This is a genomic window from Mesorhizobium sp. WSM3626 (assembly GCF_000513935.1).
Lineage (GTDB): Bacteria > Pseudomonadota > Alphaproteobacteria > Rhizobiales > Rhizobiaceae > Mesorhizobium > Mesorhizobium salmacidum.
The window spans coordinates 1-12181 of sequence record NZ_AZUY01000079.1 but is presented as its reverse complement, the minus strand read 5'-3'; the positions used below and the strand labels follow the sequence as shown (position 1 = coordinate 12181).

Below are 12181 nucleotides of genomic sequence, written 5' to 3'. Positions count from 1 at the left end.
TCGATGGTGGCGACGCCGGCCGAGTCATAGCCGCGATATTCGAGCCGCTTCAGCGCGTCGACGATGAGCGGCGCAACCTGCGAGTGGCCGACGATTCCAACGATACCGCACATGCAGACAGTCCCCGATTGCCCATGGAAAACCAGCGCTATTTAGGGGTGGCCGGCCTGCCGCGAAAGTCACATTGCATTTCGTCCGGTGTAACGGACACTTGCGCACGCATGCACCATGACAGACCGCTCTTGCAATCCGGTTACTGCAATCGTTCGTTTTTTCGATTGCTTCGGCAAGAAAGCAGACTTGTCGACCAATGGCTAATGGTCGGCGCCGGCTGCCTTCTTCTTCGCCGCCGCGGCGGAAGCAAACCGTTCGCGCAACTCCTTCCCCTTACCGGGGATCGTCTTCTGGCGAGCCCGGCCGAAGGCCAGAGCGTCGTCGGGAACGCTTTCGGTGATGACACTGCCCGAGGCGACATAGCCGCCATTGCCGATGGTGACGGGCGCCACGAGCGAGGAATTGGAGCCGATGAAGGCGCCCTCGCCGATGTCGGTGAAGAATTTCGAATAGCCATCGTAGTTGCAGGTGATGGTGCCGGCGCCGATATTGGCGCCGGCACCGACGCGAGCGTCACCGATATAGGTCAGGTGGTTGACCTTGGCGCCCTCCTCGATAACGGCCTGCTTGACCTCGCAGAAATTACCGACCTTGGCCTTGTTCCTGAGATCGGCGCCTGGCCGCAGCCGTGCGAATGGCCCGACATCGCAATTGGAGGCGATGGTGGCGCCTTCGATATGGCTGAAGGCGTGGATCTTGGCACCCGAGGCAACCATCACACCCGGTCCGAACCAGACATTGGGCTCGACGATCGTGTCGGCGCCGATTTCGGTATCGTGCGAGAAATAGACGGTTTCCGGCGCAATCAGCGTCACGCCCGACAGCATCGCCTCATGGCGCCGGCGCTGTTGCCAGATGGCTTCGGCTTGCGCCAGTTCGGCGCGGTTGTTGATGCCGAGCGCACTTTCGAAGCTGGCTTCGGTGGCAACGACATCGAGACCCTGTGCGCCGGCAATCTCGACGATGTCAGTGAGATAATACTCGCCCTTGGCGTTCTTGTTGTCGACGGCGTCGAGCAGTTTCAGCGCGTGCGCGCCGGCCACCGCCATCATGCCGGCGTTGCAGAAGCCGATTTTCCTCTCCTCTTCGGAGCAGTCTTTTTCCTCGCGGATGGCAATCAGCTTGCCGCCCTTTTCGATCAGCCGACCATAGCCGGTCGGATTGGGTGGGCGGAATCCGATCACCACGACGGCAGCACCTTCCGCCAACCTCAGCCGCGCCACCGTCAGGGCATCCGCATCGATCAGCGGCGTGTCGCCAAACATGACAAGAACATCGTCATAACCCTTTGATATCGCTGCGCGGGCAGCGATCACTGCATGCGCCGTACCCAAGCGCTTTTCCTGCACGAAGGTCTCAGCCTCAGGTGCGAACTTCGCCGCCGCCTTGCGCATCTCGTCGGCGCCATGACCGATCACCAGCGCCACGCCGCTCGCACCAGCGGCCTCGGCCGCCTTCACCACATGGGCGACCATCGGCAACCCAGCGATCTGGTGCAGCACCTTCGGCAGCGCGCTCTTCATGCGTGTGCCTTCGCCGGCGGCGAGGATGACGGACAGGCAGGTTCTCTGGTTCATGGAAAGGCAACCATCTGAAAAGGGTTGGGGAATCAAATCAGGATAACAGTGGCGCCATGCTGCACCAATGCGGTTAAATTCCGGTGAGATGGTAGAGCAGCTGACTCTTAATCAGCGGGTCCGCGGCTCAATCCCGTGCCTCGCCCCACGACAAGCCTCAGCCCAGCCGCCCCAGCACCGGGAAATTCTCTAGCAGCCAGTAGGACGCCGTCTGCACGCCGCCGGTGAGGAAAAACACGCCGGCGACCACCAGCAGCGCGCCGATCGCCTTTTCGACACGGCCAAGATGCACGCGGAATTTGCCGAGGAAGCGCATGAAGGCGCCGGAGAACAGCGCGGCGATCAGGAACGGGATGCCGAGGCCCAGCGAATAGGCGGCGAGCAGCAGCGCGCCCTCGCCCACGGTTTCGCGGCCGCCGGCCAGCGTCAGGATCGGCCCCAGCACCGGGCCGATGCAGGGCGTCCAGCCGAAGGCGAAGGCAAGTCCCATGACATAGGCGGCGACGGCGCTGGCCGGCTTGCCCTGCGACTGGAAACGCGCCTCCCGCGACAACAGCGGAATGCGCAGGATGCCCAAAAAGTTCAGGCCCATCAGGATGATCAGCAGGCCGGCGCCCATCGCCAGCGGCTCCTGCCAGACGCGCAGCAACCGGCCGATGGTCGACGCGCCGGCACCGAGCGCGACGAACACGGTCGAAAAACCGAGCACGAAGGCGATCGAGGAATAAAGCAGCGCGCCGCGCGCGCCTTCGCGGGCCGTCGCGCCCGCATTGCCGCGAAAATCGTCGACCGACACGCCGGCCATGTAGCAGAGATAGGGCGGCACCAGCGGCAGCACGCATGGCGACAGGAACGAGATGGCCCCCGCCCCGACCGCGCTGACATAGCCGATATCCAATGCCATTTCCAAAGCTCCGACTGTTTGGCGACGATATAGCTGCACGCGGGTTTGTCCGCCAATCACCATCGTGTGGCAAGTCATCGCGGGCCGGGGAAGAAAGCACATGCGCAGGGCGTTGACACAACGAGGCCGCGACTTTCCGCGCGCCTGCAAATATCAGCCACGGAGATTTCCATGAAAACGACAACCGCAGCGCTGGCCGCGCTTCTGCTCAGCACCGCCGCCTCCTTTGCCGCAGAGGCGTGGAAGGAAGCCGATGTCGGCGGCACCAGGATTTATACCGATGCCAAAGGCATGACGCTTTACACCTATGACAAGGACGAGAAAGGCAAGACCAATTGCTACGACAAATGCGCCACCAACTGGCCGCCGCTGAAGGCCAAGGCCGGCGCCAAGGCCGGCGACGAATGGAGCGTTGTCGATCGCACCGACGGCACCAAGATGTGGGCCTATGACGGCAAGCCCGTCTACACCTTCATCAAGGACAAGAAGGCCGGCGACATGAGCGGTGATGGCGTCGCCGGTGTCTGGCACATCGTCAAGGCCGATTAGGCTTGCCCCTGCTCCCTGCCTGCGGGCGGGCAAGCTGGTCGCCGCATTCCTCTGTTCAGCCGGCGGCCAGCATCGATCGACGGCAGGCGAGCGAACGGCTTTCCACGACTCGCCCGGAGTTTGAAGCGGCCGTTTCCGCCGACTCCCGACCGCCGTCGCCTTGACCGAAATTCTGTGATTTTCTCCATACACTCTAAGAGTGTATTGCTGCCGGCACCTCCGCAATTTGGCCCCTTCCCCTTGACCGGATGCAAAAGCGCGGCCATGTGAGCGACGAACAGAACCGAGATTTCGTCGCGCGCAGCGGAATTCTTCTGCCGCATCACAGCTGATATGAGACCTCATGGACGTCGTCGTCGTCGAATCGCCGGCCAAAGCGAAGACAATTAACAAATACCTGGGCAGGAACTACAAGGTTCTGGCCTCGTTCGGCCATGTCCGCGATTTGCCGGCCAAGGATGGCTCGGTGCGTCCGGATGAAGATTTCGCCATGTCCTGGGCGGTCGACACCGCGTCCGGCAAGCGTCTCGCCGACATCGCCAAGGCGGTCAAGGATGCCGACGGCCTGATCCTCGCCACCGACCCGGATCGCGAAGGCGAAGCGATCTCCTGGCACGTGCTGGAAGTCCTGAAGCAGAAGCGCGCGCTGAAGGACAAGCCAGTCAGCCGCGTGGTCTTCAACGCCATCACCAAATCGTCGGTGCTGGAGGCGATGGCCAATCCGCGCCAGATCGATGCGCCGCTGGTCGATGCCTATCTCGCCCGCCGGGCACTCGATTACCTCGTCGGCTTCACGCTGTCGCCGGTGCTGTGGCGCAAATTGCCGGGCGCCCGTTCGGCCGGCCGCGTCCAGTCCGTGGCGCTGCGCCTGGTCTGCGACCGCGAATCCGAAATCGAGCGCTTCATCCGCGAGGAATACTGGCAGATCGCTGCCATCCTCGGCACACCGCGCAACGAGACCTTCGAAGCTCGCCTGACCGCATTCGAGCGCAAGAAGCTGCAAAAGCTCGACATTGCCAACAAGGCGCAGGCCGACGACATCAAGGCGATGCTCGAGGGTGCTACCTTCAAGGCGCTGTCCGTCGAAGCCAAGCCGACCAAGCGCAACCCCGGTCCGCCCTTCACCACCTCGACGTTGCAGCAGGCCGCGTCGTCGGGTCTCGGCTTCTCGGCCACGCGCACCATGCAGGTGGCGCAGCGGCTCTATGAGGGCATGGAGATCGGCGGCGAAACCACCGGCCTGATCACCTATATGCGAACCGACGGCGTGCAGATGGCGCCCGAGGCGATCGACGCCGCTCGCGATGCGGTCGCAAAGGAATTCGGCCCGAAATACTTGCCGGAAAAGCCGCGCCAGTACACCACCAAGGCCAAGAACGCCCAGGAAGCGCACGAAGCCATCCGCCCGACGGATTTCATGCGCACCCCGGCGTCGGTCCGGCAATATCTCGATGCCGACCAGGCACGGCTCTATGAACTGATCTGGAAGCGCGCCATCGCCAGCCAGATGCAGTCGGCCGAGATCGAGCGCACCACTGTCGAGATCGAGGCGCTGAATGGCGCCCGCACGGCCGAGCTTCGCGCCGTTGGCTCGGTCGTCCGCTTCGACGGCTTCATAGCCGCCTATACCGACCAGAAGGACGACGACACGGAAGACGAGGAAAACCGCCGTCTGCCGGAAATCCGCGCCGGCGAACAGCTCGCCCGCCGCGCAATCAATGCCACCCAGCACACCACCGAGCCGCCGCCGCGCTATTCCGAGGCGTCGCTGATCAAAAAGCTGGAAGAACTCGGCATCGGCCGTCCCTCGACCTACACGGCGATCCTGAAGACGCTCGAGGACCGCGACTATGTCACGATCGACAAGCGCCGGCTGGTCCCGCAGGCCAAGGGCCGCCTGCTGTCGGCCTTCCTGGAAAGCTTCTTCGAGCGCTATGTCGAGTACGACTTCACCGCATCGCTGGAGGAAAAGCTCGACGAGATTTCCGACGGCAAGCTCGCCTGGAAGGACGTGCTGCGCGATTTCTGGAAGGATTTTTCCGGCGCCGTCGCCGACATCAAGGAATTGCGCGTCACCGATGTGCTCGATGCGCTGAATGAGGAACTGGCGCCACTGGTTTTCCCCGCCCGCGAGGACGGCTCCAATCCGCGCATCTGTCCGAAATGCGGCACCGGCAATCTGTCGCTGAAGCTCGGCAAGTTCGGCGCTTTCGTCGGCTGCTCGAACTATCCCGAATGCTCCTTCACCCGCCAGCTCGGCGACGCCGCCAATCCCAACGGGGAGAATGGCGGTGGCGAGGACGGCACCAAGATCCTCGGCAAGGATCCTTACACCGCGGAGGAAATCACGCTGCGCTCAGGCCGTTTCGGCCCCTATATCCAGCGCGGCGAGGGCAAGGAAGCCAAGCGCTCGAGCCTGCCCAAGGGCTGGACGCCTGAATCCATCGATCACGAAAAGGCGCTCGCCTTGCTGGGGCTGCCGCGCGACGTGGGCAAACATCCCGAATCCGGCAAGATGATCTCGGCGGGGCTCGGCCGCTATGGCCCGTTCGTGCTGCACGATGGCACCTACGCCAATCTGGACAGCATCGAGGACGTGTTCTCGATCGGCCTCAACCGCGCCGTCACCGTGATTGCCGAGAAGCAGTCCAAGGGCAAGGGCGGCCGGAACGGCGGCACGCCGGCAGCCCTGAAGGAGCTCGGCGACCATCCGGACGGCGGCGGCAAGATCGTCGTGCGCGACGGCAAATACGGACCTTACGTCAATTTCGGAAAGGTCAACGCCACGCTGCCCAAGGGCAAGGATCCGCAATCGGTGACCATCGAGGATGCGCTGGCACTGATAGCCGAGAAGGAAGCCAAGGGCGGCGGCGGCAAGAAACCGTTCCGCAAGGCTGCGGCGGCCAAGGCCCCCACAACCAAGAAGGCAGCCGCCAAGAAGCCGGCCGCGAAGAAAAAAGGGTAGAACGCGTGGCGCGCAGGATCACCGGAAGAAGCCACGGCGATCCCCGCACCGCCGACACCCGGGCCAAGGTCAAGGACAACTACCGGCCCTCGCGTGACGAAATCCTGCGCTACATCGCCGAAAACCCGGATCGCGCCGGAAAGCGCGACATCGCCAAGGCGTTCGCACTGCGCGGCGATGACCGCGTCTGGCTGAAGGATCTCCTGCGCGATCTGCAGGACGAAGGCGTTCTGACCAAGGAGCGCAAGCGGCTGGCCCGGGTCGGCACCCTGCCCCATGTCGCCGTGCTCGACATCTTTGGCCGCGATGGCGATGGTATCTTGCTGGCGCACCCGACCGAGGCGGTCGGCCCGGGCGAGCCTCCCGTGGTCTCGATCCGCGTTTCGCGTGGGGGCAGCGGACCAGCGCCAGGCATTGGCGACCGCGTGCTGGCCAAGACGTTTCCGACCGACGATCCGTCGGGGCCTGCCTATACCGGCCGGGTGATGAAGATCTTCGAGAAGCGCACGGATGCCGTCCTCGGTGTCTTCCGTGTGCTTCAGGACGGCAGCTTCCGCATCGAACCGGTGGAACGGCGCCAGCCTGAGCTGATCGTCGACAAGGAATTCCAGAACGGCGCCAAAAATGGCGATCTCGTCGAGGTCGAGCCCGCGCGCGCCTCCCGCTACGGGCTACCGCGCGCCAAGGTGCTCAACGTGCTGGGTTCGCTGACCAGCGAAAAGGCGGTCTCGATGATCGCCATTCACGCGCACGACATTCCGCACATTTTTCCAGCCGATGTCATTGCCGAATCCGAGGCGGTGAAGCCGGCGACGCTTGCCCATCGCGAGGACTGGCGCGACCTGCCGCTGGTCACCATCGATCCGGCCGACGCCAAGGACCATGACGACGCGGTGTTCGCCACGCCTGACCTCGACGAGAAAAATCTCGGCGGCTTTATCGCCACCGTCGCGATCGCCGATGTCGCCGCCTATGTCCGCTACGGCACGGCTCTCGACCGCGAGGCCATGAAGCGCGGCAATTCGGTCTATTTCCCCGATCGCGTCGTGCCGATGCTGCCCGAGCGCATCTCCAACGATCTCTGCTCGCTGCGCGAGGGTCAGGATCGTCCGGCGCTGGCGGTGCGCATGACCTTCTCCGCCGATGGCCGCAAGATCAGGCATTCCTTCCACCGCGTCATGATGAAGTCGGCGGCCAAGCTCGCCTACAGCCAAGCCCAGTCGGCGATCGACGGCGTGCCGGACGACAAGACCGGCCCGATCCTCGACACGGTGCTGAGGCCGCTGTGGGACGCCTACGCGATCCTCAAGCGCGGCCGCGACAGCCGCCAGCCGCTCGAGCTCGACCTGCCGGAGCGCAAGATCCTGCTCAAGCCAGATGGCACGGTCGACCGCGTCATCGTGCCGGAGCGACTCGACGCCCACAAGCTGATCGAAGAGTTCATGATCCAGGCCAACGTCGCCGCGGCCGAAACGCTGGAGGGCAAGAAGCAGGCGCTGGTCTACCGCATTCATGACGCGCCGTCGCTGGCCAAGCAGGAATCGCTGCGCGAATTCCTGCAGACGCTTAGCCTGTCCTTGGCGCGTGGTGCGCAGATGCGGCCCAGCCAGTTCAACGGCATTCTGGAACGCGTACGCGGCGCCGACAACGAGGCGCTGGTCAACGAGGTGGTGCTGCGCTCGCAGAGCCAGGCCGAATATTCACCCAAGAACATCGGCCATTTCGGCCTCAACCTCAGCCGCTACGCGCATTTCACCTCGCCGATCCGCCGGTATGCCGATCTGATCGTCCATCGCGGGCTTATTGCCGCGCTCGGCCTTGGTCCCGGAGGGCTGACGCAAGATGAGGAGGTTCGCCTCGAAGACGTTGCGGTGCTGATCTCCGGCACGGAACGGCGCGCAATGGCTGCCGAGCGCGACACAGTGGACCGGCTGATCTCCGCCTATCTCGCCGAGCGCATCAACGACCGCTTCGATGCCCGTATCTCCGGCGTCACCAAATCAGGACTTTTTGTCCAATTGCCGCAGTATGGCGCCGATGGTTTCATCCCTGTGTCAACTCTGGGCGGCGATTACTACATATACGACGAAACGGCTCGCTCCCTGTTCGGAGAACGCTCGGGTAAAGGCTACCAGCTCGCGGACCGTGTCGAGGTCCGGCTCGTCGAGGTGGCGCCGATGGCCGGAGCGATGCGCTTCGAGATGTTGACCGACCCAAAGCCCCTGCCAGGCTCCAGCAGGTCGTTTCACAAGGCCAAGGGCCGCGCCCGTGCGTCGCAATCGCGACCGGGGCCGCGCGGCAGGAGACGATGATGGAACAACAGGTTTTTGGCGGCGAACATCACTCGGGCCGGATTGCCCGCCCATTGTGGACGGCGATGAAGCGGGGCCTCTTGGGCCGCTGCCCGAATTGCGGCGAAGGCAAGCTCTTCCGCGGCTTCACCAAGACCGTCGAAACCTGCAGCGTCTGCGGCGAGGAGATTCATCACCATCGCGCCGACGATTTGCCCGCCTATCTCGTCATCGTCATCGTCGGCCACATCGTGCTCGGCGCCTTCATGGGTGTCGAGGCGACCTCGACCTTGTCCACCGGGCAGCACATCCTCATCTGGGTGCCCTTGACCATCCTTCTGTCGGTCGCGCTGCTGCAGCCAGTCAAAGGCGCCGTCATCGGATTGCAATGGGCGTTCTATATGCACGGGTTTGGTGGCGAAAAGGATGTGATCGAGCCGCATCCCGGGGCCTGAAATGTTGGCTGGCGCAACATGCCAATCGTTAGGGCTACTTTCGCATGCAAGAAGTTTCCGCTAGGTCCTGCGCATGGAAGCAATGACCAAGGCGGATGCCGACAAGCTCGACAAGGGTCTTGCCACGCATGGCGGCCGGCCCCTGCGTCCGCGTGACGCCGCGACGCTCATCCTGCTCGACCGCAAGGGCGACGACGTCCTGGTGCTGATGGGACGCCGCCATGCCGGACACGCTTTCATGCCAGGGAAATTCGTCTTCCCGGGCGGCCGCACCGACCCTGCCGACAGCCGCATCCCGACGGCGACCACACTTAACCAGCACGAAGAAGCCAAGCTGACGGCCGGCCCCGGCCGCATCAGTCTCGCCCGCGCCCGTGCCATCGCTTTGTCGGCGGTCCGCGAGACCTATGAGGAAGCCGGGCTGCTGATCGGCCGCAAAGGCGCCTTTGCCACGACCAGGCGCGACTGGCAGGGTTTCGTCGAACATGGCGTCGCACCGTCGCTGGAGGCGTTGCGCTTCGTCGCGCGCGCCATCACGCCGCCGAACCGGGTGCGCCGCTTCGACACCCGCTTCTTCAGCGCCTGGCGTAGCGACGTCGCCGTCGAATTGGCCGAAGGCGGCCCGACCAACGAACTGGAGGAATTGGTCTGGCTGCCGCTCGCCAAGGCCAGGCAGGCTGATATACCCGACATCACCCGAATGATCCTGGATGAATTGGAAAAGCGGCTCGCCAATGATCCACTGCTGCGTCCGGGCGGCCCTGTCCCCTTCTACAGGCTTGTCCGCAACCGCTTCACCCGCGAACTTCTCTAGAGCAATTCCAGGAAAAGTGTGACGCGGTTTCCCGTCCGGAATTGCGTAAGATCAAACAGACAGAGTATTCAGCATCTCATGACGGTCGATACCCAACCAAAGGGCGACGAACGCGTACACTGGCTGCCGATGGTGGCGGCGATTTCGTCGATCAGCGTCGTCGGCATTGCTATCGGCCTTGGCATGCCGCTGCTCAGCGTCATCCTGGAAACACGCGGCCATTCTGCCTCGATGATCGGCCTCAACACGGCCGTTGCCGGCCTGGCCTCGATCGCCGGGGCGCCACTGGCCACGCCGCTGGCCATGCGCTTCGGCGTCGCCTGGACGATGATCGCCATGATCGCCGCCGGCGCGCTGGCCTTCGTCGGTTTCCATTTCGCGCCTGATTTCTGGATGTGGTTTCCCCTGCGCATCGTGCTGCACATCGCGCTGACCGTGCTGTTTATCCTGTCGGAATTCTGGATCAGCACGTCGGCGCCGCCACACCGACGCGGCCTTGTGCTTGGCATCTATGCCACCGTTCTGTCGCTCGGTTTTGCCGCGGGGCCGTGGCTGTTCGCCCATCTCGGCAGTTCCGGCTTCAGGCCGTTCGGCGTCATCGTCGCCCTGGTGACGCTGGCCGCGATACCGGTCCTGGCCGCGCGCAACGAAAGCCCCACCATCGTGGCCGACAGCGAGACCAGCCACTTTCTGCGCTATATCTGGCTGGTGCCGACCGCGACTTTCGCCGTGCTTGTGTTCGGCGCGGTCGAGACCGGCGGCTTCGCGCTGTTTCCGATCTATGGCAATCGCATCGGCTACTCCGAGGCCGATGCGGCGCTGCTGCTGACCATGATCGGCCTCGGCAACGTGCTGCTGCAGATCCCGATCGGCATGATCAGCGACCGCGTCACGGACAGGCGCTATCTGCTGCTCGCCTGCGCCACGGTCGGTCTCGCCGGCACGATGTTCATGCCGTTCTTTGCCGCGAACTGGCACCTGATGGCCGCGCTGCTTTTCGTCTGGGGCGGTGTCGTTGCCGCCATGTACACGATTGGCCTCGCCCATCTCGGTTCGCAGCTTTCCGGCCACGAACTGGCGTCGGCCAATGCCGCTTTCGTGCTGTGCTACGGCGTCGGCATGGTGCTAGGCCCGCAGGCGATCGGCATCGGCATGGACAGTTTCGGGCCCTCCGGTTTTGGCTGGTCGCTCGGCCTGTTCTTCGCCGCCTACATCGCCCTGGTCTGCTTCAGGCTCATCCGCAAGATACTCCTGTAGAGCCCAACCGGTCGTTTATCGGCACGGTGCAGCGACAGGCTGCTGACAGAACCGTGTCAGCAGCCACCGGTTAAAAGGGTGTCCTAAAACACCCTGAACCGAGGACACTCCGATGATCGACAGCGGTTTTGAAACCACTTCGCTGCGAATGACGCTCCTGCTGCTCGTCAGCTTCCAGGCTCCGGCTGCCGATGTCGACCGCATCATGGACGCGGTCGTTGCGATCGCACCGCTGGCCATGGGCAAGTATGACCGCAACGCCTACCAGTCGGCGCACGGCATCGAACGCTACAGGCCGCTTGAAGGGGCCGCGGCCGGCGCCGAAACCGAATTGCGCCGCCGCCCGGGCACGGTCGAGGTTTCATTCGAATTGCCCGATGACCAGGCGCTGGCGGCCCGCGTCGTCGAGGCGATTTTCCAGGCGCATTCCTATCAGGAGCCGGTGATCCGGATCCAGCCGATCCTTGCCAGCCGCTCCAAGGGCCTGGACGACCGCGCCAATCCGAATCGCTGGTGGAACACGACCGGAGACTGGAAGAAGGTTGCGGTATCAGAGGTGGAAAACGCCTGATTATATGCATACAGTGCAGCTTGGGCGGGACACATCACGTCCGCCGGGCTTGACTTTCCAGGCATGTTCTTTATGTGTCGCGCCAAGTTTCCCGCGTCCGGGTGTTTTCCCGTGCTCCAGCGGCCAAAACTCCACGAACATAACGGACTGAGATCATGGCCAAAGCCGCAAACATCAAGATCAAGCTTCTGTCGACCGCCGACACCGGTTTCTTCTACGTCACCAGCAAGAACAGCCGCACCAAGACCGACAAGCTGTCGTTCCGCAAGTATGACCCGGTCGCCAAGAAGCACGTCGAATTCAAGGAAACCAAGATCAAGTAATCTGGGTTTTCCTCTGGAATGCCGAAACGCCGCCCATCGGGCGGCGTTCAGACTGCTGACAAACCCCCGTCGAATTTCGGCGGGGTTTTGTTTTATGGGACTGAATGGATTTGCGATTTTGGTGTCAGGATAATTTGACNNGATGGCGCAGGAGGCACACCGGGTGGTTCTTGGGCCTCAGGCGAAGCCGGTTCTTGGCTTTGGCCACTGGCAAAGGGCGATTTTCTTGATGTTCTGCGCTGCGGCTGCAATCAGGCACTGGCAGGCGACGCGAACGTGACTTCGGAAGCGGGCGTAGCGGTGGCCATGCAGTTGTTTGGCATCCGCGAAGGAGCGTTCGACGGTCTCCTTGCGGCGGCGG

11 protein-coding genes are annotated in these 12181 nt (G+C 63.4%); 8 read left to right on the top strand and 3 right to left on the bottom strand.

Features of this window, described 5'->3' with window-relative positions:
- Window positions 1–314: 314 nt before the first annotated feature.
- Window positions 315–1691, bottom strand: a complete 1377-nt coding sequence (gene glmU / locus M653_RS0130555) for a bifunctional UDP-N-acetylglucosamine diphosphorylase/glucosamine-1-phosphate N-acetyltransferase GlmU (protein ID WP_027146700.1) — start codon at window positions 1689–1691, stop codon at window positions 315–317.
- Between the two features lie 157 nt (window positions 1692–1848).
- Window positions 1849–2595 (bottom strand): cytochrome c biogenesis CcdA family protein, encoded by a 747-nt coding sequence (locus M653_RS0130545; RefSeq protein ID WP_027146699.1) that lies wholly within the window; start codon window positions 2593–2595, stop codon window positions 1849–1851.
- A 171-nt stretch (window positions 2596–2766) separates the two neighbouring features.
- On the opposite strand from M653_RS0130545, the gene M653_RS0130540 reads away from it, so the two are divergent.
- The 8 genes from M653_RS0130540 to rpmG all read left to right on the top strand — a co-directional run bounded on the left by M653_RS0130540 (window position 2767) and on the right by rpmG (window position 11820).
- Window positions 2767–3144, top strand: a complete 378-nt coding sequence (locus M653_RS0130540) for a hypothetical protein (protein ID WP_027146698.1) — start codon at window positions 2767–2769, stop codon at window positions 3142–3144.
- 343 nt (window positions 3145–3487) lie between these two features.
- Window positions 3488–6109, top strand: coding sequence for a type I DNA topoisomerase (gene topA, locus M653_RS0130530; RefSeq protein WP_027146697.1), 2622 nt, complete (start codon window positions 3488–3490; stop codon window positions 6107–6109).
- Window positions 6110–6114: 5 nt separating this feature from the next.
- Window positions 6115–8421 (top strand): ribonuclease R, encoded by a 2307-nt coding sequence (gene rnr, locus M653_RS0130525; RefSeq protein ID WP_027146696.1) that lies wholly within the window; start codon window positions 6115–6117, stop codon window positions 8419–8421.
- A complete protein-coding gene (locus M653_RS0130520) occupies window positions 8421–8855 on the top strand; it encodes a DUF983 domain-containing protein (RefSeq protein ID WP_027146695.1) in 435 nt (144 codons plus the stop codon). Before rnr ends, M653_RS0130520 begins: the two co-directional genes overlap by 1 nt.
- A gap of 73 nt (window positions 8856–8928) precedes the next feature.
- Window positions 8929–9669: an NUDIX hydrolase gene (locus tag M653_RS0130515; RefSeq protein ID WP_027146694.1), complete on the top strand. Its 741-nt coding sequence runs from the start codon at window positions 8929–8931 to the stop codon at window positions 9667–9669.
- A 78-nt stretch (window positions 9670–9747) separates the two neighbouring features.
- A complete protein-coding gene (locus tag M653_RS0130510) occupies window positions 9748–10926 on the top strand; it encodes an MFS transporter (protein WP_027146693.1) in 1179 nt (392 codons plus the stop codon).
- A 112-nt stretch (window positions 10927–11038) separates the two neighbouring features.
- The gene (locus tag M653_RS0130505; RefSeq protein ID WP_027146692.1) at window positions 11039–11497 is read left to right on the top strand and encodes a hypothetical protein; all 459 of its coding nucleotides are present in this window, start codon (window positions 11039–11041) and stop codon (window positions 11495–11497) included.
- Window positions 11498–11652: 155 nt separating this feature from the next.
- Complete coding sequence (rpmG, locus tag M653_RS0130500; protein ID WP_006201775.1) at window positions 11653–11820, top strand: 50S ribosomal protein L33; 168 nt, start codon at window positions 11653–11655, stop codon at window positions 11818–11820.
- Window positions 11821–11997: 177 nt separating this feature from the next.
- On the opposite strand, the gene M653_RS01000000134065 is transcribed toward rpmG, so the two are convergent.
- On the bottom strand, window positions 11998–12181 hold a 184-nt coding region (locus M653_RS01000000134065; protein ID WP_032936510.1), incomplete at its 5' end, for a transposase.

What these genes read in the sequence shown, in the direction of transcription:
- glmU (WP_027146700.1), bottom strand. Translation starts at nt 1,691, where the DNA reads ATGAACCAGAGAACCTGCCTGTCCGTCATCCTCGCCGCCGGCGAAGGC.
- M653_RS0130545 (WP_027146699.1), bottom strand. Translation starts at nt 2,595, where the DNA reads ATGGCATTGGATATCGGCTATGTCAGCGCGGTCGGGGCGGGGGCCATC.
- M653_RS0130540 (WP_027146698.1), top strand. Translation starts at nt 2,767, where the DNA reads ATGAAAACGACAACCGCAGCGCTGGCCGCGCTTCTGCTCAGCACCGCC.
- topA (WP_027146697.1), top strand. Translation starts at nt 3,488, where the DNA reads ATGGACGTCGTCGTCGTCGAATCGCCGGCCAAAGCGAAGACAATTAAC.
- M653_RS0130520 (WP_027146695.1), top strand. Translation starts at nt 8,421, where the DNA reads ATGGAACAACAGGTTTTTGGCGGCGAACATCACTCGGGCCGGATTGCC.
- M653_RS0130515 (WP_027146694.1), top strand. Translation starts at nt 8,929, where the DNA reads ATGGAAGCAATGACCAAGGCGGATGCCGACAAGCTCGACAAGGGTCTT.
- M653_RS0130510 (WP_027146693.1), top strand. Translation starts at nt 9,748, where the DNA reads ATGACGGTCGATACCCAACCAAAGGGCGACGAACGCGTACACTGGCTG.
- M653_RS0130505 (WP_027146692.1), top strand. Translation starts at nt 11,039, where the DNA reads ATGATCGACAGCGGTTTTGAAACCACTTCGCTGCGAATGACGCTCCTG.
- rpmG (WP_006201775.1), top strand. Translation starts at nt 11,653, where the DNA reads ATGGCCAAAGCCGCAAACATCAAGATCAAGCTTCTGTCGACCGCCGAC.